This is a genomic window from Candidatus Leptofilum sp., assembly GCF_965223525.1.
Lineage (GTDB): Bacteria > Chloroflexota > Anaerolineae > Promineifilales > Promineifilaceae > Leptofilum.
Genome location: NZ_CBDCWX010000004.1, coordinates 1,210,867 through 1,236,900 on the forward strand (window position 1 = coordinate 1,210,867; position 26,034 = coordinate 1,236,900).

Genomic DNA, 26,034 nt, shown 5'->3' on the forward strand with positions numbered 1-26,034 from the left:
TCTAGAGGGTTCATAACCCGGCGCCACTCATGATCCTTCAATTCCACTATGGAGGTCTGAGATGATGTTTTGCAAGAAGTTACCCAAGAAAGCTGTGCGTTTTTTATGGATTACGGCCGTAGCCACTATCCTTATCGCCGCACCCACCGCCCCACCAGCACACGCCGATTGCGCTACCAGCGCATCTGACAACTGCGTTAGCCCCAGCTAAACAACATTTTGAACTGAGGAGGATCCTACGGGGTCCTCCCTTTCTTTGTTATTAACTTGCTGCTTTTAATATATTTTTTCGCGCTTGAGAAAACTTCGCGCTTAACTTTCTGGCCCAGGCACTTTGCTCAAATTTATCTAGAGAAGCCAGTGCTTGATCATACAATTGAAGTGCCTTATCGTTATCCCCTTGCTGTGCGTAAAGCGCCGCAAGCGTGCCATTCGTATTCGATTCCATCAGCAAGTCAGATAACTGACTCCAAAGCATCTTTGCACGCAACAAATGGCCCTCCGCCTCATCAAGAAGGTTCTGTTTTCGTAACGCGTTTCCCAAATTATTGGCAATCATAGCGTGGAAGTAGACGTGACCTGGATAACGCAAAGCCACAGCGTGTGCCCGCCAAAAACAGATTTCTGCCTGATCAAACTTGCACCAATCATAATAAAGTGCTCCGAGATTTAAATCGAGTTCTATCCTGTCCAACTCGCTGCTCGATTCTTGCAATTGCGTGGCTGCCTGCTGATAAAAATACAGAGAGGCTTCAAACTCCTTTTTTCGGTGCAGCGTCAACGCCAATCCATTTAGGACTCGTGCCTGCTCCATTGGATCATATATTGACTGCCACAATTTTAGCGACTGGCGAAGCCGTTCCTCAGCATCATCCAAATTGCCACAGCTTAACTCAATAAGTCCTAACGTATTGAGCGCAGCGGCCTCCCATTTGCTCTGTTCAGGAGATTGGGCAAAGATGCCTAAGGCTTGGAGGGCATAATGCCTAGCCAATTCATAGTCGTGCTGGTTTCGGTAATCTGCACTCAGGTTAAACCAGGCTTCGGCAATTAACTGGGGATTGTTGATTGTTTTGGCTTCTTTCTCCGCTGCTTGATGAGCAGGAATTGCTTGTTGTAAGCGGCGCATTTTACGCAACAGTTGCCCAAGGCGATTAAGTAGCTGAATGCGACGGTCAGGGGATAAGTTTAACGTTCGAAGTGTTTCAAACAGAACCAACCACTTTTCCCAATGACCACTGCGCTCAATTGTAGGGAAAATTTGTAGCAGTAGGGACGCAGCATCTTCCTGAACGGCCGTTACCGCTACCCCCAAATGAACGGCCGTCCACACATTGTCCTGCTCCCGTTTAAATAGTCCCGCCAATTCATTAGAGGGTTGTTCAAATTGCTGCTGCCAAAAATTAATGTTGGCCATAATGCCCTGAACAAAATGCTCGCTGGGCTGCTTCTGGTTCATGATTCAATCTCAAACCAATGGATAATTTCACTCAGCAAAAAGGTTCGGGTCAGACCGTGAATCGCGTATCTCTTCTCTTTTGGCGTACTCCGTATCTCAAGCAAGGAACGGCGGCTTAACTCTTGAATAGCAGCCAAAAGCTGCATCTCTGGAAGGGAACTAACCGCCAGTATTTGTGCCTGCCCCATGCCCTCGGTAGACGACAGGGGCATGATTTCCAACAACTTTTTGGCATCTTTGCTCAAAGCTCGCCACAATTGCCAATAAATGTGCTGATACATATTGTTCACTTCCTGCACATTTACCTGAATCAAGGTGTTTAGAATTTGGGGGATTGCTAACTCATAGTTTAAGCCCGCAATAAGTTTGAGCGCCAACGGATTCCCTCCAACCTTCTCGAAAATAGCTTGCAGCATCGCGTCCGGGGCATTTGCTAGATCCGTTGCACCAATAATCTCTGCCTGATGTTGTAATAGCGCCAGAGCGTCATCTTCCGGCAACTCGGTCAGTGGAAAATTGAACACACCAACGGGGCTAGACGGCCGTATCCGGCTGGTTAACAAAAACTGGCTGGGATTGGCCAGAGCGTGAAGGCGAATAAGCAGTTCTGAATTCAGTTCCACCTCTAAATTATCAATGACAATAAGATGGGGAAAAGCTTTTAGCATTTGCTTCACAGCTACCTCTTGCTGTGAGGGCGGTGGGAGCTGGGGGCAAACCTTCGCCGCCAATTGAGCCAAAACATCTTCATACCGCAGCGGAGTCGGCTCTTTTTGCGGCTCAGAAGGAGACTCAAGCGAAAGCCAAATAAGCTGCTTAAAATAAAAGTGCCGAACAATTTGTCGTACAGTCGCATTAGCTAGCGATGTCTTGCCTATCCCACCTAGCCCTGTAAGCGCTACAATCCAGGGGGCTTCTGGACGCAACAGCAATGCCTCCAACTCGGCAACCCACGCCTCCGTACCAAACAACACGCCGTAGCTAGGCGGCAGCAATTGAGATTCAACGAGACGGGCACGCTGTTCACGTACGGCAGTCTCCTTACTCAAAATCACTTTCGTCAGAGCAGCAATCGCTTTTCGCTGCCGCCGCATAAATTGATGTCGCCCCAAACCATTTTGATTGGCAACAGCCTGCACGGTCTCGCCATCCAGATATCGCCTCCGCAAAATTTCGGCACTGGTTTGGTCGTGCTGGGCTAGCTCTTCCAAGCAATTTAGCAATACTGTATTGGTTGCCAAACGCAAAGACACAGGGGTAGTCGTTGAAGTATCAGCGCGATTTTCTTGGACTAAGAGTAAGTTGTCTAAAAAATCTTGAGAATTGCCGTCTATCTGATTCCAAGCATTTAGAGCGGAGTGTACGGCCGTTTTCCAATCGTCTACTGCTAACTGGACGCTCATCTTCCAAATAATAGCTGAAACAAACCAATCTTTCACTAAATTCGCATAAGGTCGCACATACGGCCGTTTTCGCGCACCAAAGCGCACCCATAAGCATTTCAGCGCACCTGGTCGTACTAACTGGTATCTTCCCAAAATGGTATTCAATCAACTAAAGTAAAAGTATTGAGAAAGCAAAAGCGTAAAGAAAAGGAGTAAGGCTATGGGTTTTCTAAATAGGCTGTTTGGCACAAAGCAATCGAAAAGAACGCAGGAAGCGGTATGCAAAATAGCGTTTAGCGAAAATGGCCGAGTATTGCGTATTGAGGCTCCTCAAGGGCAGTGGGAGCTGAGCCAAAATGGTCCCTATAAATATTACTCGCAACAAGCAAATAGTTTGCTGCACGCGGTCGAGATTTTAAAAAAGATCGCTTCTATTCCCCAGCTCACATATTTCACGGTAGATACCCCCGATGGCTCATTAGGCCGTGACATGAACGGATATTTCACAGAAGCTCCTTTAAAAACTAAGAATCTTGTAATTGAATCGAAGCCTATTAAATCTGAAACCGTCAAAGCGCTTAGTCTCAAAAGTTTTGGGGATATGGTCGCCAACCAAACGGCCGTAGCTCATCTGAAAAATAACGGTGAATACGCCCAGCTTATTCTGCTATTGGAATGTGGTCACTGTGGTTATCAGTCCCCAGTAGAGACTCAGCCTGGTACATTCGTCAGGGAATGCTATTGCTGCGGTGTACAAAACGAGAGCTGTCGAGGAACAATCAACATAATACTTGGTTCAGGCAAAATGGAAATTTAGAATCGCCAGGAGGTCGTTTGCCAGTAACGTTAGCTGAGTCGTTTCTCTCGTGCCCATTATTCAATTTTTTCACTAACCTGAATTGACAAACCTACCGAGGAAAATCGAATGTACAGATGTAGTAATTGTGGTTCAACAATGAGCAAGCCCTTAGATAGATGCCCTAGCTGTCTTGCTATTATTTCCGGCGTTAAGTGTAACTCTTGTAGCTATGTCGGGGGCAAATCTGAATTTATTTCCAATAACCATCGCTGTCCAAAGTGCAATTCAATTGTGCGTGTGCCTGGAGTTCCGCGCCTTGCCTCTCCAGGCTTAGGAATGGCTATCCTGGGTACCGTCCTGGGTCTCCTCGACCTTGTTTTTCCATTCCTGTGTTTTATCTCACTACCTCTTTGTATTTTTGTGGCCTTAAAAGCCAAAGAACAGAAGGCAAGGATCGTAGCTTATATCGGCATTGCAATTAATTTCGTCCCTTTCTTTTTAGGTACTTTATTAGATGCCTTTGTATGAATTCAACAATTGATGTCCCATCGAAAACGAAGGGCAACTGAAATAGTTTAATGAATAGAAGGGATGGTTGCCATGAATCTAAAGAAATTCTTTAGCAGGAAAAAACAAAATAAACTCCAGAAGCACCAACTATCATCTAGCAAGCACAGCATACAAGCGGGCACTGTCCAAATAGGTGCCATCGCCCTAGTTACAGATATGTGGCTAACGTTTGACAGTGATGACACATTCAATAGTTGGGTTCAAAATGTCATTCAGTCGAAATATCCAGGGCTGGAATTGCCGCCAAGAGAACGCATCAATGCAGAGGTTGGCTTTAAAGGTGAGGAAAGCAAGGCCCGAGCAAAACTTCTCAAAATGCTGCAACAAATCGTATCTGAAACGAAACTTAACCACAGGGCACATTATAAGGAATTCTTCATTGCACAAAGCGAAATCCCCCCTATGAAGGTTTGGGGAAGTGTGCTTCTCCTCCCTGAGCAAACAGAAATATCTGAGGATATGAGTCGCTTTATAAATATCCTCAACCTTCATTTACAACGACTTCGGCATCATTCACCCAACGTTACAAATTTTCTTGATGACTATCTCAATGATGCTGCAATCTCTGAAATTGCCGTAACAGCAACCGACAAAATGCAACTTACTCAGTCTGACAATCAACAACACAGTTCAGTGCTTGTACGCGGGGATATTGTATTCCACATTTCAACACTTCCTGTTGACATGAGGCAAGCCAAAGATTGGTTTTGGAAAACGGCTCAAGGCTATACGAACCTGCTTGAAAATGCCTGGGACTCATTGCTGCCCAAAATAGACAGCTCGGTATGGTGTCACATAATTTATGGCCTCTCGCCTAACAATAGAAACTGGATACATATGGCAATTTTCCCAGTTAAAAAGCCAGCACCCTTTAACGAAATATTTGTACCCATTGAATTTTTGACCTTAGAAGAGCAGCAAAAATTGGGGCTTGCAATCACCCCAAAAGATAAAAATTTAACTGAATCTAATAAATCGTTACCTGGAAATGTTCACCTCTCTAATGATACAAGAGAAAAAGATCTGTCTACCGTTCAAAGCAGTCAAGAAACACCTACACAAGGAGAAAAAGCAATGTCATCTGAAGGAACAATCACTCAATACTTGCAACAACTTGGTGCCCCCGCTACCCCTTTTGTAAATCTGCCCGGAACAACTGGATTGCGATCAACAACGGCTACTTATATGGGTTTGCAAGTTGAACTCCAAATTCATAACGAGCAGATGCTCATGTTTCAATTCATGATTGGCTATGCGCCATCAATGAATGCTGAGGCCATTTTGCGTCACTTAATGGTGCTTAATTCCATGATGATCGGCGTCTATTTCTGTATTTTTAGTGCCAACAATGCCATTGTATTGCGCTCTAGCCGTATGTTAACAGGTCTCGATTTTGTTGAATTTAAGCAATCATTAGACACGATTTGCAGCGCATTTATGCAAAATGCTGTCCCTGCGGTTCAAACGTTCCAGATTTCACCCCAACCGTTACAGTGATCTTAAAGAAGGACATAATTACACCCTGTAAAGTTGTTTCAATCTTTAAACAAAAGGAGAACAAAAATGAAGGGAAAATTATTCATTATGCTTTGCATATTTATATTTACCCTCGTAGTAGGCTGTGGCCCAAGCGAAGAAGAAATAGCTACTCGAATTGCAGATTCGGCAGAAGCGACTGTTGAGGCAATACCAGCTCGATGGGAAGTGGAAATTATTTCATCTGAAGCCGCACAGGAGTTCGATACCTGGCATTTCCCCGATGGCAGCGAAAATATAATGGTAATACTAACGATAGAATATACATATCATGGCCAGGATCGGGAACTCTTTCTACCTGAAAGTATTACTTTGGTGCATACAGGCACTGAAGGTTTTTCAGGATGGGGTCGAACAGCTTCTCTTTATAGAGCAGAAGGCACTTCCCAAATTGTAGACCTTACTGATGAATCTTTGGTCAACTATCTAGACCCAGGTGGAACTCGAACGGACACATTTGTATGGGAATGGCCAAATGATAAATACACTGAATTTCGCCTTTTCTTCCCTGAAATTGAGGCTATTGACATCACTTTTGAATGATCAGATAGTAACTATGTGGGAAAGCAGCAAATGTAATGAAGACGACTAGTAAATCATTTTCGCAAAAGCGGGCGATTGTCCTGATTGCACCTAAGTTTGATGAAGAAATGGTTGTGAATTGTTTGTACCAGATGCGGCAGCGAGGAACGGCCGTTGATCTCGTAGGTACACCCTCAAATTTAGTTGTTGGGTCAGCCGGACTCGTTGTACAACCAGATTACTCGTTAGCACAGTTACACACGATAGCCAATCAACGCCTGCAACTTATTATTATTCCTGGTAAAGCTACCTGTGCAACCAACCTGCTATCTGATCCCAGAGTTCATCAAGTTATTCAAGATAATTTCAAAAATGGTGGTTTTGTGGCGACATCATCTCCCATCGTGCCTCAAATATTGTCAAGCATTGGCTTAATACAATCAGACACAACGCCTAGGCTTCTTACAAAAAGCTCACAGAACATGCAAGACTTTATCCAAACGCTTTTCGCACATCTCAATTCATAACAGCTTTATCCCTCTAAAAAAAAGGCTGTGGCACTAAGTTGCCACAGCCTTCATTTTGCAAGCCAGCTAAGGGAGTCGAACCCTTGACCTACGCATTACGAATGCGTCGCTCTGCCAACTGAGCTAAGCTGGCGATGCGGATGAAATTATAGCAATCTCGCACCTGCTTGACAAACAACAGTTCCCGCTTATAGTTTTCCTCATCAACTATGCCAGCAGCGGCAACAAGACAAACTTCAGAGAGGGTCACATGGAAGAGGAAGTAACGTTTTTAGACCAGATTCAGGCAACGATTGATACAGTTGGTGCAGACAAAGTCAACCTCACTGGCGAAAATTTGCAAGGCAAAGATTTGTCTAAATTTGAACTCAGCAAGGCGAACCTTACCCGCGTTAACCTGCAAGGTGGCAATTTGGAAAGTATTGATTTGTCCGAGGCAACGCTGGAGTGGATAAATCTTGAAGAAGCCAATCTGAAAGAAGCTAATCTCTCAGGCGCAAAGCTTTTCAACGCCAATTTACGCCGGGCCGAGTTAGAAGATTGCAATTTAAGTGAAGCGTACTTAGGCAAAGCCAACTTGCGTTTTGCGAATCTGAAAAATGCAGATTTGAGCAAGGTCAAACTGCATTACGCCGATTTGCGGGACGCAAACTTTGAAGATAGCGATTTTACTGGGATTGACCTGCGCTGGGCGCGGTACAATAGCCAAACAAAATGGCCAGCCAAAGATTTTGATCCCTCTCTGACGGGGGCCATTCTCTATGAGCGGGAATGAGTTTGTAGGCTACGGCCGTTTCCAATACCATCACCAGCAACTCCATTGCGAAAATACCCCCCTCGCTGAATTAGCAAAAAGCTACGGCACTCCCCTCTACGTTTACAGCCGCGCCGCTATTTTGGAAAATGCCCGCACCTTTTTGGCGCAAGCTCCGGCCAGCGCGTTGGTGTGCTACGCCGTCAAAGCTAACGGCAACCCGGCCATTCTGCGCCTGCTGGTCGAAATTGGTTTGGGGGCAGACGTCACCAGCGGTGGCGAACTGTTTCTGGCACTGCACGCAGGCTTTCCGCCTGAAAAAATAATCTACTCCGGCGTGGGCAAGCTGCGCCACGAAATTGAAGCCGCCCTGGATGCGAATATTTGCGCCCTGCATGTGGAATCGGCCATGGAACTGGAGCAGATTGCAGCCATTGCCAGCCAGCGGCAGCAAGTGGTGTCCATCGGGGTGCGTGTCAATCCAGACATCCCCGTGGGGACGCATCCGTACATCAGCACGGGGGCAGCGCAGCATAAGTTTGGGGTTTCAGCGGAAACGGCCGTTACCCTCCTTCACTTTGCCGCCAGCCACCCCTGGCTCAAACCCGTTGGCATCGCCGCCCACATCGGCTCCCAAATTCAGGAGGTTGCCCCCTTTGCCACCTCGGCAGACTTTTTGGTTGGCCTAGCTGATGAATTGGCTTCCAGTGGCATTCATCTTGAGTATGTTGATGTTGGCGGTGGTCTGGGCGTGAATTACGAGACTGGAGACCAGTCTCCCAAAATTGAAGATTGGATTCGTGCTGTCGCCACACCAGTTGAATCCGCTGGCTACAGGCTGGTTTTGGAACCAGGACGCGCAATTGTTGCAGGAGCTGGGGTGTTGTTAACTCAAGTTGTCTACACGAAGCCGCAGGGAGGCAAGCAGTTTGCCATTGTAGATGCGGCGATGAATGATTTGCTACGGCCAACACTGTACAGTGCCCATCACGCAATTTTGCCAGTAACTAAAGTGACAGGCACTTTAAAAGTGCCTGTCACTTATGATGTGGTGGGGCCGATTTGTGAGACTGGGGACTTTTTGGGTAAGGAACGGCCGTTGTCCCTGCTCTCTCCCGGTGATTTACTGGCAGTTTGCCATGCGGGGGCGTATGGCTTTGCGATGAGCAATAATTACAACGGCCGTCTCCGCCCCGCTGAGGTTTTGGTGGATGACGAAACCGCCCAGCTCATCCGCCAGCGCCAAACCTATGAGCACTTGCTGGAAGGCACCTGCTAATGTGGAATTATTTAAGCATTATGCTCATTTCTGGCTTAACTGTGTCAAGCACCTAAATCGTCCAAATCTTTGCCTCAAATCGTTTACTCATTTTGAAAAAAAATTGAATAGTTTCGATTAGTTGGAGGCATCTACCATGAAGCGAACTTTTCGGCTGAAAACGGCCGTACCCATTCTACTTATCATTCTCTTACTCGGATCGCTCGCACTCAATGGCTACCTTTTTCTCAAAACCAGGCAATATTATCTGGATCTGAACGGTACTCGGCTAGACCCCCTGGGGCTGAGGACTTATCCAGTAGGTGAGGCGGTGGTGAAGGAAGAGGGAGAGATTACGGCCGTATTCTTCGGCGATTCACGGGCAGCACAGTGGCCAAACCCGACAGGCATGGATGGGTATCAGTTCATCAACCGGGGCATCGGCTCGCAAACCTCTGTTCAGGTGGCAGCCAGATTCCAACAGCACGTTGCGCCTTTGCAGCCAGACCTCATCATCGTGCAAATGTGCATCAATGATTTGAAAACGATTCCGCTTTTCCCACAAAATGAGCAGGCGATTATCCAAAACTGCCTAGCGAATATTGATCAGGTGTTGGCTGAAGCCGAGAATTTGGGGGCAAAGGTCATCCTGACGACTGTGTTTCCAGTGGGAGATGTGCCATTAGAACGGAGAATCGTTTGGTCGCCAGACATTGCTAAAGCGGTAACGGCCGTGAACGAACAAATCCACACCAAAGCCGGCCAAAACGTCTTTGTTTTCAACACGCATGCAATTCTTGTTGATGAGCGTGGACTCTTAAGTCAAGAATATGCCCGCGACGAACTCCATCTAAATGAAATCGGCTATATCTATCTCAATGAGAAATTGATAGAATTTATAGATGTTCAAGAACTCACACCGTGACACACTTAGTCGTTTCCGTGTGGCGCTGCCTCTGGGATTGACAACAATTCGCGTCGTTTTAGCGCCACTAATTTTGGTTTGGGCTGGAAACGGCCGGGCCGGGCTCCCCTACGTTTTCTGTTTAATCTTAGCTTTTGTAACAGACTATTTTGACGGCGTAGTGGCACGAAAGCTGGATGTGGCTACAGCAACTATACGACGCTACGATAGCGCAGCCGACGTTATTTTTTACGTAGCGGCCTTGACGGCTGTCTGGTTAGTCTATCCTGAAGTAGTTGTACAGAATTGGCTGGGGATAGTGCTGGTAGCCGGGCTGGAAGCGATTCGTGTCACCACCGATTTCGTAAAGTTCCGCCGCGAGGCCAGTTACCATATGTGGAGTGCCAAAGGGTGGAATATCACCTTGTTTGCCGCTTTGACAGGACTGATGGGGTTTGGTATCTCTGGTTGGCTCTTTCGGCTGCCCATTGTCGTGGGCATCCTCACCAACATGGAGGGGTTGGCCGCTTCTATTCTCCTCCCCAGCTGGACGCATGATGTGCCTACTATATTTCATGCTTACCGCATTCGCCAGAGGAGTAAACGGTAATCCGCAAATGGAAATAAGGTGCTAGAAGCCCCCAATGAACTGATCACCGATTATCGAATACCGATCACTTGGCCAAAGCTGGATCAGATTCACGCAAATAATCCCAGGTGTAGATGCCCGTGTCGTGGCCGTCGCTCCAGAAGAATTGGAGGGCATAGGCACCAACTGCCTGTAAATTTGTAACGGTGACACCGTTATCGGGCGCGTAGCGCACTTGGGCCGGGTCAGCGGGGCCACCCATGTTGTCGTGGCCACCTTTGCACTCCACGCAGGGGCAAACAGCGCGCAGACCAGCGAAGGGGTAGGTGCTTTTACGGCCGTCGTCCCAGCTAATTTTCAAAACGCGCTCATTTCTATCGGCTTTTACGCCAGTTGGTTTAAATTTTTGCATTGTGCTACCTGTCTTGGTTAAAAAGATGGCGCATCATACGCCGGGTATCGCGGCGGCGCAGGGCATTTGCCGACAGCACAATGGCGGCAATAACCACGCTTATCCCTAAGAATGTGCCTGTAAAAAAGACAAGATTGTAAAGCGTTTCATGCTGCCACCATTCATCGTTTAGCCCCGCCAGATCATACCAAAATGAGGGCAAGGCCAGCAAGGTGACGATGAAGGAAACGGCCGCTAACCCCAATGACAGCACCGTTGCCTTATCATTGCTCTTTTCCGACAAGTCGGCGATGTAAAGCTCATCCACATGGTCGGCCACGCTATTGATGCTTTCGATGTTGCGGTTGACGTGCTTCAAAATGCGGGGCACGTCTAGCAGCCCAAATAATCGCTCTGCTTTTTGTACGGCATATTCCGCCCGCCCCCAAAACGGCGGGTGGCTCACGCTTTGTGCCAAAGCCGCCATGCGCCGCAAATGGGCTGCCTGCGCCATTTGCTCTTTTAGCTCCCCTTCAATCACAATGTCGCCGTCGAACATATCGGCCCGCATTTCCTCGATGGTGTTGGCAATCTGCGCCAGCAGGCGGTATGAGTCACTTTCGATGAGCTGCACCAAAACGCGCACTTCCAACACAAACTCAATCATCCGCTCAATGGCTTCCCAGTAGCGGGCGTACTGCACTTTCAGCGTGGCACTCGGCACGGTAGAAACGGCCATTTCATAGTTGCGCCACTTTTTGGAGGGCATGATGAGGGCAGTGCGGGCGGTGAACAGGCACAGTTCATCACTCCACGAAGCCATATTCATCTCCTGATCGGTAAACAGGGCATCGGCATGGCTCCAGCGCGGGGAGGGGAAGTAGCCATTGGCATCCAGCTCCTCGTCTGGCTTATTGGGGTCACGCAGCACCGTGCCTTCCAGCAGGCTCACAATGGCGTTCCGCAGTCGGTTCGATTGGCGAATTTTGTTGAGCGAGACGGGCACTTTGACGCCTGCTTTGGCTGTGCCTCGCTTGGCGCGGTCAATGACGCCTGGTTCGGCCAGCAGCTCATCAAAATGGTACACAATGTAGGAATCATGCAGCGGCAGCGAGTAGTGAGGGGGGCACGGCCGTAATTCAATGTTGCCGTCTTTGTGGGGGATTTGGAAACGGCCGTCTGCCACAAACAGGTTGAGCGCTTCCACCGCCAGCTTCCACTGCACAGGGTAGTACAACGTCTCACTATCTTGCGGATTCTCCACGTCCGCCCCCAGCCAGGCCAGCAATTCCTTCACAGAACGCTCTTTTTCTGCCAGCTTTTCTGGCTGCGTTTCATACCGCTCTCGGTTGTATTTGAGCCAACGAACCGCGCTGGGCACGTCCAGCGGCTCTTGCAGCTTAATGGCATCCTTGGCCAAATCAATGACCGTGCGAGGAGATTGCTGGTAACGATAGATAAGCCGGATGATGAAAAAGCCCGTCATCGTGGGTCGAATTGAAATTTCCCAGCGATCCCAAGCTCTTTTGAACAGGGTCTTGAACTGAAAATTGCTCTCTAACCCAGAGGAAAACTTAACTTTCTCTTTGTCTAGCAAATAGGTGGGGGCTGTATGCCGATCCAGAAGCAAAGAGCGGAAGACGCCAGTGGCAAAACCAACATCTTCAACTGTCATGTCTGAATCATTCAGAGGATGAAACCGCGCTGGTTGCGGTAAACTTCGAGTCCAATCGTGCTGTAGAGCCTCGGCGAACTCTCGTGAGCCGCGAACCGTTTCAAAACGCTTTTGGGCAGCTTGGCCAGCCACAAAGCGCTTCATATTTAGCACCAGCACCACGCTGGTGTATCCCTTGGCAGCGATTCGATGAGGCATATGATACTCCTTTGGCTAATTCAATCTTGGAGTATACATAATATAGCTACCCGGCACAAACCACCTGACAGTCACCAAACAGATAGGTGACGAATCGCTTCGAAGGTGACAGGCACTTTTGAAGTGCCTGTCACCTAACTACACGCGCTTACAAAGAGGTGAGTCGCTCCGAAAGTTCTGTGTGACTGGACTGTAAATCTGCTAATTTGTCGCGCTCTTTTTGCACGACGGCTTCGGGCGCTTTTTGGGCAAAGGGGCTGTTGAGCAAGCCAGTTACCCGCTTGATTTGCTTGTCCAGCTCGGCCAGCTCTTTGGTGAGGCGTTCTCGCTCTTTGTCGAGATCAACCATGCCAGCCAGCGGCAGGTAGCAGCTAATTTCCCCTAGCGAAATGGTGATGGCTTGTTCGGGGGGAACGGCCGTTTCCATCACCACCAGCTCCTCCTCACTCAACCGCGCCAAAGCACACAGGATTGCTTTTTGCTCGTTGATGAACGCTGTTTTGTCACCTGTGCTGAGAACGGCCGTAATCCATTTACCCGGTGCAACACCATTTTCAGCCCGCGCCGCCCGAATCGCCCGCACCAGCTCCCGCAGCCGCTCAAAATCGGCCGTTGCCTCTGGATATTTTTCACCGATTGCTGGCCAGTCGGCGATGATGAGCGCCTCAGGCCAGCCACCTGCGGGGGCAATATCCAGGTCAGCGGCTTCAAACACTTGCCTTAGCTGCTGCCATGTCTCTTCCGTGACGTAAGGAATGTAAGGATGGAGCAGCCGTAGACAGTTGTCTAGCACCTGCCGCAGTATGGAAAGCGTCGTCCAGGCGCGGCTGCCACCCTCGCGAAGCTGCACTTTCGCCAATTCCACATACCAGTCGGCATAGTCGCCCCACAAAAAATCGTACACCTGCCGCCCCGCCTCGCCAAAATTGTAGCCATCCATCAGCCGATCGGCCGTTTCCGTCACTTCACTCAACCGCGTCAAAATCCACTGGTCGGCGGCGGTGTAGCTGGGCGAATCGGTAGCGTCAGACTTCGTGGCTTTGTTCAGGTTGGCAGTGATAAAGCGTGCCGTGTTCCAGATTTTGTTGGCAAAGTTGCGGTTGCTTTCCACTTTGGAGAGTGCCAAATTGAGATCGTTGCCGGGAGTGCCGCTGGTGAGCAGCGTGAAGCGGAGAGCGTCGGTGCCCAGTTCGCCCATCACCACCAGCGGGTCGGTCACATTGCCGTATGATTTGGACATTTTACGGCCGTGTTCATCCCGCACCAGCCCATGCAAATACACCGTGTGGAAGGGAATATCGTTGGTAAACAACAGCGCCGACATCACCATTCGCGCCACCCAGAAGAACAAAATGTCGTACCCAGTTTCCATCACGTCAGTCGGATAAAAACGTTGCAAATCGGGCGTGTTTTCTGGCCAGCCCAGCGTGGAAAACGGCCAAAGGCCGCTGCTGAACCAGGTGTCCAGCACGTCCGGGTCTTGCGTGAGGGTTATGTTGTCGCCATATTTGGCTTTGGCTTCAACCAGCGCTCCTTCTTCGCTGTGAGCCACAATCACTTTTTCGGGATCATCATTCACATACCAGGCAGGAATGCGATGCCCCCACCAAAGCTGACGGCTGATGCACCACGGCTTGATGTTCTCCAGCCAGTTGTCCCACACCTTCACAAACCGCTCCGGCACAATGCGAACACGCCCACGATGGACGGCGTCCAGCCCCATTTGGGCAGCCGGTTCCACATTGACAAACCATTGGCGAGACACCAGCGGCTCGATCACCTCGCCGCCTCGCTGGCTGCGTGGCACGCTGAGCGTGTGTGGCTTCGTTTCAATGGTCAGGTCATTGGCTTCCATGTCTGCCCACAGCTTCTCGCGCGCTTCAAAACGCTCCATCCCGGCGTATTGCCCGGCGTTGTCGTTTAGCGTGGCGTCTTTGTTCATGATGTTGATAATCGCCAGCCCGTGCCGCTGGCCAATCTCGAAGTCGTTGGGGTCGTGGCCGGGTGTGATTTTGAGTGCGCCTGTGCCAAAGCTCATGTCTACGTACTCATCGGCGATGATGGGAATTTCGCGGTTGAGCATGGGGACGAGACAGGTTTTGCCTACAAACTGGGTGTATCGCTCATCGTCAGGGTGGACGGCAACGGCCGTATCCCCCAAAATCGTCTCCGGGCGCGTGGTAGCCACGGGCAGGAAGCCGCCCCCTTTCACGGGATATTTGAAGTGGTACATCAACCCTTGCTCTTCGGAATATTCAACTTCTAGGTCTGAAACGGCCGTTTGCAATCCAGGCGACCAGTTCACCAAATATTCCGCCCGGTAAATAAGCCCCATGCGGTAAAGACGCACAAACGCTTCCTTCACCGCCTCAGACAATCCCTCATCCAGCGTAAATCGCTCGCGGTCCCAGTCGCAGGAAGCACCAAGGCGGCGCAACTGATTGGTGATGTGGCCGCCATACTTCTTCTTCCAGGCCCAGGTGCGCTCTAAAAATGCCTCACGGCCAATTTCCTCGCGGGAGGTGCCTTCGCTACGCAGCAATCGCTCTACCTGGAGCTGCGTGGCAATGCCTGCGTGGTCGGTGCCGGGCACCCACAGGGCAGCACGTCCCTGCATCCGCGCTCGGCGAATCATGAGGTCTTCCAGCGCCACAAACATGGCGTGCCCCATGTGCAGTTCGCCCGTCACGTTGGGCGGCGGGATAGAAATGACAAACGGCTCCGCGTTGGCGGGGCGAGCTTCTGGCTTGAACCAGCCGTTTTCTTCCCACCATTGGTAAAGACGCTCTTCGGTGCTGCTAAAGTCGTAGGCTTTGGGCATGTCGGTCATAATTTTTCCTTCCATACATTTTTTTATAGGACACTGATAAACACGGGTTTTCACTGATTTGTTGTTTTATCCGTGCCAATCTGTGTTCTTCCGTGTCCTGTTTTTCGTATCATGCAAATAAAAAGCTCTCATCCCATTCAAGGACGAGAGCTTGGAATCTCACGCGGTACCACCTTGTTTCCGGTAATCAGTAATCGGTAATCGGTTAAAAACCACCGTCTACAGAAAACGGCACTCAGTTAAGCGTTAACGGGCTTTCCCGGTTTCGGTTATTAAATCGCGCACGCACGATAGTTCACTGAAACAACTCCTGGGCGACTTCAGAAACGGCCGTTTCCACCAAAGCTCACACCAACAACTGCTCTGGCTCTCTCGTGGGGCTGCTTCTTACTACTCCCATTCACCATCTTTTATGTTTTTAACTGGGCAAAAGTATAGCAAAGTGACTAAATACCGACAAAGAGAGATTATTCGACGCAAGAAGGAATTTGCCAAACGTACCAGCCACCGTAGGCTAATAATGCCAAGGCGGCTACCTTAGCCCAAATGACTGAAACGAAGAAGATAACAGATGAACCACCAAACAGCACAATCATAGTCATTGCCAATCGCTTGATTTTTAGGGGGATACAGCGATTTGCTTCCCAATTTTTGATAAGGGGGCCAAACTGCTCACTTTCTAGCAACCAATTGTACGTTTTGGGGGACGATTTAGCGAAGCAACCTGCCGCTACCAGCACTAATGGGGTTGTTGGCAAGACAGGGAGGATAATGCCGAGAACGGCCGTTCCCAAAAAGAAAGTGCCTAAAACAAACCATAGCTTCATGCTGCCAAGATTAGCACAACTTTACATAGATTTGCAAAGAATTTAGCTCAATTTTTGTCATCAAAATCATATGACAATTGGCTATTTGCGAAACAGAAAAGAGATCAATCGAGGTGGCTTATCACCATCATCCTCATGCCACCATTCATTTAAACTCTGCAATTTCAGGCCATGCTTTTGCGCTGCAGCCAGAAAATCAGACGTATGATGCGTAAAGGCTGGCACAAAATTTACCTCACCGTCTTGGGTAAACTGTGCTTGGCTTCCCCGGTATTGCTTAAAGGGATGAAGTTCACAAATAAAAAGCAGCCCGTTGGTCGCTAAAGCCTGGCTGGCCTGCCCCATCACAAAGTCCAAATCTTCGATATGCTCTAAAATTAAGTTAAACGTAACCAAATCAAAGGAGGCGGCGGGCGTTGACCACGGTTTGGTGATGTCGGCCTGCTGAAAAGTGACATTGTGGGCGGTAATTTTGGCCTTTGCTTTGGCCAACATGCCAGATGAAAAGTCAACGGCCGTTAGCGTTTCCCCAATTTCTGCCAATAGCCCCGTATTTTTGCCCGTTCCGCAACCAACTTCCAAAATGATGCCAAAACGCTGCTCCCCTAACACCTGGGTCATGACAGCACGATCTAAATCCCGTGTGGGATTGTGGTCGGCGTCGTAGCTCGCCGACCACAAATCATACGCTTGTTGCACGCTCACAGTGAGCTACTGCTCCACAATGTCTATGCGCTCAATCACGTCTGCGGGCGTGGCAGAACCCGGATCGCGCAGCGTGATGGCACTCAAAACGTCATCTCCCTCAACAAGTTCACCAAAAATGGTGTGCCTGCCTGTTAAATGGGCAGACCCTTCGGCATTAAACGTAATGAAGAATTGGCTGCCGTTTGTATTGGCACCAGAGTTGGCCATTGCCAGCAAGCCGCGCCGATCAAACGCTAAATCATTGTCAAATTCGTCTTGGAATTGATAGCCGGGCCCACCACGCCCCGTCCCTGTGGGATCGCCCGCCTGCGCCATAAAATCTGCCAAAACGCGGTGGAAAACCGTGCCGTCATAAAAACCCTGGTTGGCCAAAAAAACAAAGTTGTTCACGGTTATCGGGGCTTCGTCATCGAAAAGGCGGAGGCGCATTTCTCCTTGTTCGGTAACGATGATCGCTTCGTAGGTTTTGCTGGTATCAATGATCATTTCTGGCGGGGCATTGTAGTAGTTGTTGCGTTCAGGGGGGGTGAGATTGGCCAACGGCCGTTCCCCATCCAAAGTTATGGCCGCAACAGATTCCGCCGCTGGCTCTGCTTCCGGTTCCGGCCAAAGTTGCCACACAATCAGGGCAATGACCAAAACGGCGACCACGCCACCGATGGTCAGGTACAGCCGCCGCTGGGCAGCTTTCTTTTGGGCAAATGCCTCCCGCCGTGCGGCGCGTGACGGGGTTTGACGACGATGTTTTGCCATGAATTTGGTTCTCCTTGTGTAAGTAGTTGCTGGTTGTTAGTTTGTTAGTAGCTGGTTGTTTGCACGAGCCACTATTCAAGTAAATTATCCTCTTCATTCCTCAACCGACAAGAGTGCCTGGTGGCATTCGCCAAACCCGTGGGGGATAAATTCCTGGTAATCGTACAGCGGCGCGCGCAGCAGAACATAATCTTCGGTCAGTTGCACATACCATTGCCCATCATCGGTGCCCGCCAGTAAGTACGGGGAGTCAAATGAAAGTTCTGTTTCGCCTGTCTCCTCATTGTAAAAATGCCAGGTAACGCTGACGCTGTACTGGTTAAAATGACCGTGAATAATGTGACGGCCGTTTGCGGAAAAGTCAATCGTCCCGCTAAACGTCTCCTCGCGCAGCAGGTGGATAGATTCGATCCCGGTGAAATCTGGCGTGAGCGTCAGCTTGAAGAGGTAGCTGGGTATGTTTGGCTCAAATTCTGAAGGGTTTTCCGGGAGACTCAACTGCAACAGCAACTCTTGCGGATTGTATGGATTGACAACCACTTGCGTCAAGAATAGGTTGCCCGGGCGTTCGGCGACGGGGAATTCTGCCAGCATCTCTGTTTGGCTAAGGATGTATCGAGGTTGGTTTTGGTCAGTAACGGCCGTTACCAATTCCCAGCCGCCCTCTACGATTTGCACATAACCGTATACCGCGTCGTTGAGCCAAAACGGGGCGCCACCCTGGTGCAAAAATTGGCGCAGCTCACCATCTGGCGTCATTACATGGAGCAGGTACTGCAACCGAAATGGCGTGTCTGGGTCAAAGTCGTTTGGCTCGGAGGGTAGTCCTTGTATTAGCAGATGCTCGTTGTTTGGGGCAAAAACAGTCCAGCCATCCAGAGCCACAGCGGGGCAGCTGCCTCCAGCACACGCAGTGGGCAGCAGGGCAAGGTTTGTCTCCCCTTCTAAATGTTCATAGCGCAGCAAATATTCAGACTTTTCATCGGCAACAAAGTAGTTAATCCAATGCTGGTTGCCTGCTGCAATTTGCGCCTCTTCAATCAACACAAATTCATCTTCACCGGCCAGCCAAAACTTAAAGGTGGTCTCAAGCTCAGCAAATGCTATTTCGGTCATCACAAACAGCTCCCCATCGGCAGTGTGAATGCTGTTGGGATCAAACAGATCTGCAAATGGCTCCGTCCAGGTTTTCCGAGCCAGATCGTATGTATAGACGTGACCGCCATTGCTGGAGGCGTACCCCTGGCAGACGAGGGTAATTTTTCCATCTGGCAGTGGGATGGGTGGTTCGGCTTGCTGCCCAGCGTTGGTTTGTGAATAAACGTGTTGGAGAAGCCGGCTTTCTAGTGTGGAGACATTGGCCTCGCCCTGCAACACATCGGCCAGCCAGCCATTGTAGCTGTTGCGATCCATCAGACGCATCATTTCTGTAGGGGAAACGGCCGTTTCTTCCGCCGCTAAAAATTCAACCAGCATGTAAACTTGCTGCCAGATGGGGTCTGGGTCTTCAACCATCCACACCTGGAGGAATTGGGGCGGGGCTTCTTCCCAGCGGCGCGTCCAATGGCGCACCATGCTGCTATTGAAGCCCCAGTCCAACATCTGCTGGTACATGGTTGCGGTTAGGGGCCAGGGCTGCAAGTCTAGCTGCGCCAACTGATAATCTCGCAAGGCGCGAAAGAATAGTTCGTGGCGGCAACAATCATACTCAATTTGGTGGGCGAGTACGGCTGTTGCCACCTGCACCCCATACGCTCGGTACAAAACTTGGTAGCTGGCCTCATCGGTGGGCAGGCCTACCAGCGTGGGCGTGGGCAGCTCAATACGCAACCCGGTTGTCAGCATCGTCTCGATGTCGTTGATTGCCAGCCAAACGTCTGGATCGGTAGACATCCGCAGGTTCACGCGCATCTCTTCGCTGCAGTTCAAATCTCCCAAATCACGGCACATTTTCTGGAGCAACAAATCCAAATCTGCCCCCAACTGCTCGACTAATTCTGCCTCTCGCTCTGTATGAGCCAAGCTCAGGCGTTCGCCTTCCCACACGGCCCAATCACCCCAAAAATCAGTCAGCGGAGGTGCATACAACCAGCGACGTGTGCCTTGCCGGTAAACGGCCGTATGCTGCAAGCGAACTGTTTCTGTGAGGCCGGCAGCAGTGGTTTGCACTGCATGCGTTTGGGGATAAAGCAACACCGCACCCTGCAAGTCCGGCTCGACCTGAAGCGTGACGTCATCAACTGTCAATCGCTCACTGTCAGATTCGTGCTGCCAACCAAACATGGGGCGGGCCAGAAGTAATCCGTCATTAAGCAACGTTTTTTGCAGTGCCGTCCAGTCGGGGTTCCGCCCAGACAAATTGGCTGTAAAAAGAGATTCATCTTGAGAAACGGCCGTTTGCAAAAGAAAGTTGTGGGTGGCCAGAATATCTTCTTCAATCGTGCTGGTTGCTTCAGCGAGCTGCTGGCCAATTTGCCATCGCACTACCCACCAAACACCAAGTAAGCCCAGCAGCAGCACCAGAAGAAAGCGCCAGCGTCGCCGAGGCTGGGGTGGTTCTGGGAGAATCGGCTCCTCATCCCAACTATATTCTTCATCGGTTTGCCATTCAAACGACATACCCACACCGTTGCAAAATTATCCACAAATTTTGTAATTTCAAGTGATGATACAAACCCAAATCATTATACATGATCCAGGACAAAGAACATTAAGCAAACGTTGGAAAGCAGTAGAGTAAATCGCCGTCAGTCACGTTAAGCTGGAGCGAATAGTTTAGCAACTTTACAGACTGGGAGGCATATGATGTGGATGAATGACAACAAAGTCAACGGAAAATTAGTAAAGGGAATTTTGCTCCTGTTTATCTTATTTTTGGGCACAGCTTGCCAGGCACAAGCACCGCTAGACACTCAACCAACTGCAATTGCCGCGGCCACGCCAGTGCCCGTCGCAACCGACATCAAATATCCCCACGCCGATTGCGAGATATTGCCACCAGAAGCATCAGAACCAGGACAAGATGAATTTATTGTCTGGATATTGGTCGAAGGAATGCAGGATATGCTTTCTATATCCGTTGACGATGCAGAAATGTACCGCTGCCAAAATATCCTGCCCGATCCAATTACAGGTGAACAGCATGGTTTCAGGCTGAACCGGCCAGCGGGGGAGCTACTGCTACAGTTGGAAGATGTTGCCCGAGGTTTAAGCTACAGCGAGACCTTGCAAATTCAAGCAGAAACCTGGGTCATCATCAACTACATCCCCTCTGGGCAGTGGCAAGTACGCGCAACTGAAGAGCAACCGCTCTACGAATAATCATGCCTCACTTCGCTGCAAATATTTTCAGGACTTACGCAGTCGCTCTGGCCGGTCTCCTGACCGAGCCAGGCAGGTGGCACGGCGAGACGCCGGCCACAGCTTGCAAATTACGTAAGTCCTAATTTTGAAAAACAAAGCACCTCTTCATCGAAAGGACTTGACTTAAACCATAGTTTAACCAGTAAAATTGGCACATGGACAAAACAGTAAGTATCCAGGTATGTGCCGAGAGAACCCAACTTTCACGGTCAACGTTGCGTTATTACGAGCGAATTGGCCTAACGCCCCCAATTGAACGAGACCAGCACGGACACCGCCGCTATTCAGAAGCAAATATTGAGTGGATCAACTTTGTGAACTGTATGCGCCAGACGGGAATGCCGCTGCGTGCCATCCGGGCTTTTGGCGAGCTGCATTTTGGGAACGGTAGCCCACACGGCCGTTTAGCGATTCTGGTTGAGCACCAACAGCGAATGAAGGCGCAGCAGGCAGAATTGGCGAAGGCACTTGAATTCATCGAGAAGAAAATCGGCCGTTTCCACCAAGGCATCGCCCAACAGGAGGCACGTCGTGCAAAAACGTAAGCTGGGTAAGCTGGATGAGTGGATCACACCGCTTGGCTTTGGCTGTGCGGCAATTGGTGGATTTTATACCCGCGCAGGTCAGGTGGCCTCACGCGGCAAAGTGGATGATGATGAAAGCATTCGAGCCATTCACGCGGCTCTGGCTGCGGGCATTCAACTGTTTGATGTGGGCAATATCTACGGGGCAGGCCATGCCGAGCGGATGCTGGGCCGTGCCTTAGTTGGGCGGCGGCACGAAGCCATTTTGCACATCAAATTTGGTGCCTCCTTTGACGAGGTAACGCGGGCGCAAATTGATTACGACGGCGAAATAACGCCCGCAATGATTCGGCGGTCGCTGGAAGGCAGCCTGCGCCGACTGCGAACAGACGTGATTGACATTTTCCAATTTCAGCGCGGAAATTATCCAATTGAGCAACTGCCCGAAATTATAGACGTGCTGCACGCGCTCATCAATGAGGGGAAGATTCGCGCTTACTGTTATGGCACACGAAACATTGAACAGCTACGGCCGTTCGTAGAAGCCCCCCACTGCGCCACCGTTATCACCAACCACAATGTGTTGATGGATGCCCCTGATCTGCTGGACTTTTTGGCAGCCAACGGGGTGGCTCTGCTGGCGGGCGTACCGTTGTTTATGGGACTGCTCGCGGGCAGCTACTCCGCCAAAACTAAGTTTGACACGGAAGATTTGCGCGCCAACTGGAATTTAGACGCGGGATGCTTGGCGGAGGTACGCCAGCAAGTTGAATTGTTACGGCCGTTCCTCACCAGCGGCGGACGAACAATGGTTCAAGGCGCCTTGGCCTGGCTGTGGGCGTGGCACGAGATTACAATACCTGTGGTTGGTTTTCGGACGGCCGTACAGGTTGAGCAATCCGCCAAAGCCCTCCAACACGGAATGCTCGATCAAGAAACGATGAACACCATCGCTAACGCAAAGAAGTAATTACGAATAATGTAGGGAAACGGCCGTACCCATTGTCCAGGCCAGAGCAATCGGCCGTCGTTGGAAAGATTAGCAAAATTACCACCGTCATCTTTGGTCTGTTCGGCGACTGTCCTCACCTTCGACAGCTTGCCCAACAAATTACCCTGAATTGCAAAAATTTCCCCAAAATCTTATACTGACTCAAGATACCCTCCCTAATCGGAAGTTTGGAAAATTATACTGAATTTTTCTCTTTATGTTTCCTTATTTTGTGATATGCCAAATTAATACTTGCCTACTTCTTAGGCAAGTGCAGACCGACAAGTGATTCTATGCAACAAAATTTACCTAAAGAATTATTCTAGCTTAGAGCAAACATCCGTCCATTAAAGATTGCATATTTTGTTAAGCATAACGATTCTGCTAACTTACTTAGCATTCTCCGTCTAATAAATACTCAATGGGGAGGACTGCGCCATTTAATAATTCCTGTCAACAATGACGCATCAATTTCCCCAATTTACGATGACTTACTCAAATTGCATGAACCAGACTGGTTTGTAAGTTATTGGGACTTCAAAGGTGAAGAAAATACTGAATTACATAGCAAACTATTAACCTATCTAAGAACGTTATTTCCTTTTAGAAATGTCAACGTCCAAAAGGGGAGTTTTTTTGAAAACCACGACAATACATCACACACATTGCACTTAGTTGAGGACAATATACTGAGGGAAAATCACCTATTATGTCATAGGATTTTACCTATTGCTAATGAATTATTAGGAGTTGCTTTATTTGGTCAGATATATCCAGGGCAAGAAGAACATTATCAACAAAATATAGATCTTATTGAAGAAGAAGTCGAAATTGGTACAGAATCCTTCTGGAGAAATCAATTTAATATCGATCCCTTTTCATCAATTATCAACCTTACCACGTATGGCATAAATGCGTATAAGGTTGTGGATGGTGGATTTGGACTCTTAACAGGCTTTGATCATTTTGACATAGTACTTGTTGATTCTCTGTCTGATATATGTCTCTACTGGAATATCAGAGCTCTACGAGAAGTAGTTTACTTCAAGAAGAATGCAGGAGTAGAGCGACGTACCTTATGTTTGCCATTGAAACTACTCGAAAAAGTAAGTTCATTGAAAATTGCATTTAAACTTATTAAAGAAAAGCTCTTCTTTCCTGGTCGTCAAGCAAATTTGGATCTACGTTTTTACGCGTCAGGTAAAGAACTTGCAGACAGAGTACGAGTTGTTTTCAATAATCTTGAAATGTTAGAACCATTCAACGAAGAAACTATTCATGGCAATCCGATCCGCTTTGGAGGGGATGAAAAAGTAGCAGATAAAGATATAGTAGATCGCCCTCTGTCCTACATGTTTTGTTCTATAGCAAGTCCAAGAGCGTATTTTGAAGGTGTTTCTGGTAGTACTTCCAGTTTAATTAGTTTAAATCACGGCGGAAACGAATTTAGAATTGACCCACCTTCTAGTTTTTATAATCGCCATTCAGGAACGGTTGCTTTAGATTTAGAATGTGATGTTTGGAAACGTTTCCCTAAATGTCATCGAGTTGCTGAAGCTATTGAGAAAAATAGTTGGTTCTCTCGATATGGTTTGAGCATGGCTATTGGACTTTCCAGTAGACCACATTTTAGAACCATAAACTTACCTCAGGAGCGTGAAAGTTTAAGATTATATTTTGAAGGAAAGGGTTTCAAGAGCCGTACTTCAAAAGTAGAACAATACTCGAACGCGGTGGTGGATTTAGTTGGAGGTTTAAGTAACTTGAAGTTATTGGCAACTAAACCCGCTTATCAATTATTGAACATACTCGCCCAAAAAAGTACTAAGAAAATAGCGCAGAGGATTGTAAATTCTCTCGGTCTTGAGAATACGAATATAGATGAGATCACTCACATTTTTCAGGATTTAGAAGTTCCACCAGAACTAAAAAAAATTCCTCGTACCTTTGGTGAACTACGCGATGACCAACGTTTAGATTTAAGGTCACATGCTTTACTAAAGCTTTTAGATGAGTTAGTAACAGCGCAAGTGTTAAAGCGTGGGTTTAATATATCATGCCCCAACTGTGGAGTACCTAATTGGTACCCATTAGAGACCATAAGTGAATATCTTACATGTCCTGGTTGCTCACATAGATTTATATTGCCTGTTCGGGAACCTGATAAATCAAACATTGAAATGCAATGGCGATATAGGCTAAATACGTTGGTTAATCGTGCAGTAGATCAAGATGTTTTGGTCGGTTTGTTAGCATTACATCACCTATCAGAAAAGAAGACAACCTCCTGCCAAGTTTTTGGATTAGAGTTACGGCAAGATGATAAACCAATAACCGATTTTGATTTTTTGTTCGTCTCCGATCAGAAACTATATGCAGGCGAATGTAAAGCTGGAAGCCAGCTTGCACCTAAAGATTTTGAGACAGCGAAACTTGCAGCCAAATTAGGATTTGCAGAATTTTATTTTTGTACAGTGGCAGAATTTGCAGACGAAGTGCTTAACGAAATCGAGCAATTACAGTTAGAGCTATCCAATTTTCAATCAAAAACAAAAATCTATACTTTGTCAGGCAGTGACTTGTTAAAAGACTTATCTTAAATTCGTGGGGAAAGGTTAAAAGCTTAGTGTGACCCCGCTCAGACTACTACTTTATCAGACGTCAGATGTGGTCAAGAACTTAATCAACCCATCACGTCCTCCCGGCAAAAATGGTAACATACTCGCAAATTCGTAAACCCAACCCAAATTTGAAGGAACAACTGTATGCGACTGATTGTAGATGACGCGAAACGGAGCTAGGCGAGAATTATTGCTGCACCTAAGTTCCAAACCATTTACTTGGCCTCTCGCCACATTAACCAGAGTGCGGGGCACCCTTTACCAGGATCAATCTTTTCAACAACCTCAAAACCAAATTGATTGTAAAATGGTATATTGCTCTCTTTGCTACTTTCCAGGTAGGCAGGCTTCCGTTCTGAATCTGCCTGCTCCAAGCCCACCTGCATGAGCTTTGTGCCAATTCCCTGACCCTGTAGCGCGGGACGAACGCCGATGGCAAACAAGAAATAGTGGGGCTCTGTGGGCTTTTTATCAGCTAAAGCATCATCAACACCCATGCCACGTAGCGGCGTATAAAGCCCGCCGTGCCAAATCATAGAGGCGGCTATATCAACACTGTTCCACACAGGAATAAATTTCTTTACGCCCGGTGGCAGCCACAATGTACCGCCACTGCCATCTTCCATGACGTGCCCGTACCCTTTCTGCAGGTACAATTTTTTAGCCACCATCCTGTAAAAGTTAGCAATACTCGTCTGGCTTCTAAATATCCACTGATTGACCGGGTCATCGGCAAAGCTGTCGCCGATGATGTCTCCAATTAAATGATGTTCCCCAACCGACAAGTTCCTGAGTTCTGTCATAATCATGCGACTCCAAATGGCTCATCTATGAAATGTGTGCGAATTGG

24 protein-coding genes, 1 tRNA gene and 1 other annotated feature are annotated in these 26,034 nt (G+C 48.6%); of the genes, 14 read left to right on the forward strand and 11 right to left on the reverse strand.

Going from position 1 to position 26,034, the window contains the following annotated elements; all coding sequences use genetic code 11:
- Positions 1-61 precede the first annotated feature (61 nt).
- On the forward strand, positions 62-211 hold the full coding sequence (locus ACOQPM_RS05270) for a hypothetical protein (protein ID WP_420628182.1): 150 nt from the start codon (positions 62-64) through the stop codon (positions 209-211).
- 51 nt (positions 212-262) lie between these two features.
- Here ACOQPM_RS05270 and ACOQPM_RS05275 read toward each other — a convergent pair whose 3' ends face one another.
- Together ACOQPM_RS05275 and ACOQPM_RS05280 are read right to left on the reverse strand one after the other, a co-directional pair.
- A complete protein-coding gene (locus ACOQPM_RS05275; RefSeq protein ID WP_420628183.1) occupies positions 263-1,333 on the reverse strand; it encodes a tetratricopeptide repeat protein in 1,071 nt (356 codons plus the stop codon).
- Positions 1,334-1,455: 122 nt separating this feature from the next.
- Positions 1,456-2,862, reverse strand: a complete 1,407-nt coding sequence (locus tag ACOQPM_RS05280; RefSeq protein ID WP_420628184.1) for an NB-ARC domain-containing protein — start codon at positions 2,860-2,862, stop codon at positions 1,456-1,458.
- 202 nt (positions 2,863-3,064) lie between these two features.
- Here ACOQPM_RS05280 and ACOQPM_RS05285 point away from each other — a divergent pair, with 202 nt between their 5' ends.
- From ACOQPM_RS05285 to ACOQPM_RS05305, 5 genes are all read left to right on the forward strand, one after another.
- Positions 3,065-3,661 (forward strand): hypothetical protein, encoded by a 597-nt coding sequence (locus ACOQPM_RS05285; protein ID WP_420628185.1) that lies wholly within the window; start codon positions 3,065-3,067, stop codon positions 3,659-3,661.
- A gap of 138 nt (positions 3,662-3,799) precedes the next feature.
- Positions 3,800-4,171, forward strand: a complete 372-nt coding sequence (locus ACOQPM_RS05290; RefSeq protein ID WP_420628186.1) for a hypothetical protein — start codon at positions 3,800-3,802, stop codon at positions 4,169-4,171.
- Between the two features lie 72 nt (positions 4,172-4,243).
- Positions 4,244-5,710 carry a hypothetical protein gene (locus ACOQPM_RS05295; protein WP_420628187.1) on the forward strand — a complete coding sequence of 489 codons (1,467 nt, stop codon included), beginning with the start codon at positions 4,244-4,246 and terminating at the stop codon, positions 5,708-5,710.
- 66 nt (positions 5,711-5,776) lie between these two features.
- Entirely contained in the window at positions 5,777-6,292 is a 516-nt protein-coding gene (locus ACOQPM_RS05300) for a hypothetical protein (protein ID WP_420628188.1), read from the forward strand.
- Between the two features lie 35 nt (positions 6,293-6,327).
- A complete protein-coding gene (locus tag ACOQPM_RS05305; RefSeq protein WP_420628189.1) occupies positions 6,328-6,798 on the forward strand; it encodes a DJ-1/PfpI family protein in 471 nt (156 codons plus the stop codon).
- Positions 6,799-6,858: 60 nt separating this feature from the next.
- On the opposite strand, the gene ACOQPM_RS05310 is transcribed toward ACOQPM_RS05305, so the two are convergent.
- Positions 6,859-6,931 (reverse strand) — tRNA-Thr (locus tag ACOQPM_RS05310).
- A 117-nt stretch (positions 6,932-7,048) separates the two neighbouring features.
- On the opposite strand from ACOQPM_RS05310, the gene ACOQPM_RS05315 reads away from it, so the two are divergent.
- The 4 genes from ACOQPM_RS05315 to ACOQPM_RS05330 all read left to right on the forward strand — a co-directional run bounded on the left by ACOQPM_RS05315 (position 7,049) and on the right by ACOQPM_RS05330 (position 10,324).
- Positions 7,049-7,573, forward strand: coding sequence for a pentapeptide repeat-containing protein (locus tag ACOQPM_RS05315; protein WP_420628190.1), 525 nt, complete (start codon positions 7,049-7,051; stop codon positions 7,571-7,573).
- Positions 7,560-8,831 carry a diaminopimelate decarboxylase gene (gene lysA / locus ACOQPM_RS05320; protein WP_420628191.1) on the forward strand — a complete coding sequence of 424 codons (1,272 nt, stop codon included), beginning with the start codon at positions 7,560-7,562 and terminating at the stop codon, positions 8,829-8,831. Before ACOQPM_RS05315 ends, lysA begins: the two co-directional genes overlap by 14 nt.
- 136 nt (positions 8,832-8,967) lie before the next feature.
- A complete protein-coding gene (locus ACOQPM_RS05325; protein ID WP_420628192.1) occupies positions 8,968-9,735 on the forward strand; it encodes an SGNH/GDSL hydrolase family protein in 768 nt (255 codons plus the stop codon).
- Complete coding sequence (locus ACOQPM_RS05330; RefSeq protein WP_420628193.1) at positions 9,713-10,324, forward strand: CDP-alcohol phosphatidyltransferase family protein; 612 nt, start codon at positions 9,713-9,715, stop codon at positions 10,322-10,324. The genes ACOQPM_RS05325 and ACOQPM_RS05330 overlap by 23 nt, the downstream gene beginning before the upstream one ends.
- A 64-nt stretch (positions 10,325-10,388) precedes the next feature.
- Here the strand turns inward: ACOQPM_RS05330 and ACOQPM_RS05335 are convergent, their stop codons facing one another.
- From ACOQPM_RS05335 to ACOQPM_RS05365, 7 genes are all read right to left on the reverse strand, one after another.
- Positions 10,389-10,715 carry a gamma-butyrobetaine hydroxylase-like domain-containing protein gene (locus ACOQPM_RS05335; protein WP_420628194.1) on the reverse strand — a complete coding sequence of 109 codons (327 nt, stop codon included), beginning with the start codon at positions 10,713-10,715 and terminating at the stop codon, positions 10,389-10,391.
- Positions 10,716-10,719: 4 nt separating this feature from the next.
- Positions 10,720-12,567, reverse strand: a complete 1,848-nt coding sequence (locus ACOQPM_RS05340; RefSeq protein ID WP_420628195.1) for a hypothetical protein — start codon at positions 12,565-12,567, stop codon at positions 10,720-10,722.
- 148 nt (positions 12,568-12,715) lie between these two features.
- Positions 12,716-15,397, reverse strand: a complete 2,682-nt coding sequence (locus tag ACOQPM_RS05345; protein ID WP_420628196.1) for a valine--tRNA ligase — start codon at positions 15,395-15,397, stop codon at positions 12,716-12,718.
- Between the two features lie 136 nt (positions 15,398-15,533).
- Positions 15,534-15,810 (reverse strand) — a binding site (T-box leader).
- Positions 15,811-15,864: 54 nt separating this feature from the next.
- Positions 15,865-16,224, reverse strand: a complete 360-nt coding sequence (locus ACOQPM_RS05350; protein WP_420628197.1) for a YbaN family protein — start codon at positions 16,222-16,224, stop codon at positions 15,865-15,867.
- Between the two features lie 81 nt (positions 16,225-16,305).
- Positions 16,306-16,929 carry a class I SAM-dependent methyltransferase gene (locus ACOQPM_RS05355; RefSeq protein ID WP_420628198.1) on the reverse strand — a complete coding sequence of 208 codons (624 nt, stop codon included), beginning with the start codon at positions 16,927-16,929 and terminating at the stop codon, positions 16,306-16,308.
- Positions 16,930-16,935: 6 nt separating this feature from the next.
- The gene (locus tag ACOQPM_RS05360) at positions 16,936-17,685 is read right to left on the reverse strand and encodes a peptidylprolyl isomerase (protein WP_420628199.1); all 750 of its coding nucleotides are present in this window, start codon (positions 17,683-17,685) and stop codon (positions 16,936-16,938) included.
- A gap of 93 nt (positions 17,686-17,778) precedes the next feature.
- The gene (locus ACOQPM_RS05365) at positions 17,779-20,304 is read right to left on the reverse strand and encodes a hypothetical protein (protein ID WP_420628200.1); all 2,526 of its coding nucleotides are present in this window, start codon (positions 20,302-20,304) and stop codon (positions 17,779-17,781) included.
- 192 nt (positions 20,305-20,496) lie between these two features.
- On the opposite strand from ACOQPM_RS05365, the gene ACOQPM_RS05370 reads away from it, so the two are divergent.
- The 4 genes from ACOQPM_RS05370 (at position 20,497) to ACOQPM_RS05385 (ending at position 25,163) form a co-directional block, all read left to right on the forward strand.
- A complete protein-coding gene (locus tag ACOQPM_RS05370) occupies positions 20,497-21,006 on the forward strand; it encodes a hypothetical protein (protein ID WP_420628201.1) in 510 nt (169 codons plus the stop codon).
- Positions 21,007-21,203: 197 nt separating this feature from the next.
- The gene (locus ACOQPM_RS05375) at positions 21,204-21,593 is read left to right on the forward strand and encodes a MerR family transcriptional regulator (RefSeq protein ID WP_420628202.1); all 390 of its coding nucleotides are present in this window, start codon (positions 21,204-21,206) and stop codon (positions 21,591-21,593) included.
- A complete protein-coding gene (locus tag ACOQPM_RS05380) occupies positions 21,580-22,542 on the forward strand; it encodes an aldo/keto reductase (protein ID WP_420628203.1) in 963 nt (320 codons plus the stop codon). Before ACOQPM_RS05375 ends, ACOQPM_RS05380 begins: the two co-directional genes overlap by 14 nt.
- Before the next feature lie 521 nt (positions 22,543-23,063).
- On the forward strand, positions 23,064-25,163 hold the full coding sequence (locus ACOQPM_RS05385; protein ID WP_420628204.1) for a hypothetical protein: 2,100 nt from the start codon (positions 23,064-23,066) through the stop codon (positions 25,161-25,163).
- Positions 25,164-25,399: 236 nt separating this feature from the next.
- Here the strand turns inward: ACOQPM_RS05385 and ACOQPM_RS05390 are convergent, their stop codons facing one another.
- Entirely contained in the window at positions 25,400-25,987 is a 588-nt protein-coding gene (locus tag ACOQPM_RS05390) for a GNAT family N-acetyltransferase (protein WP_420628205.1), read from the reverse strand.
- Between the last annotated feature and the right edge of the window lie 47 nt (positions 25,988-26,034).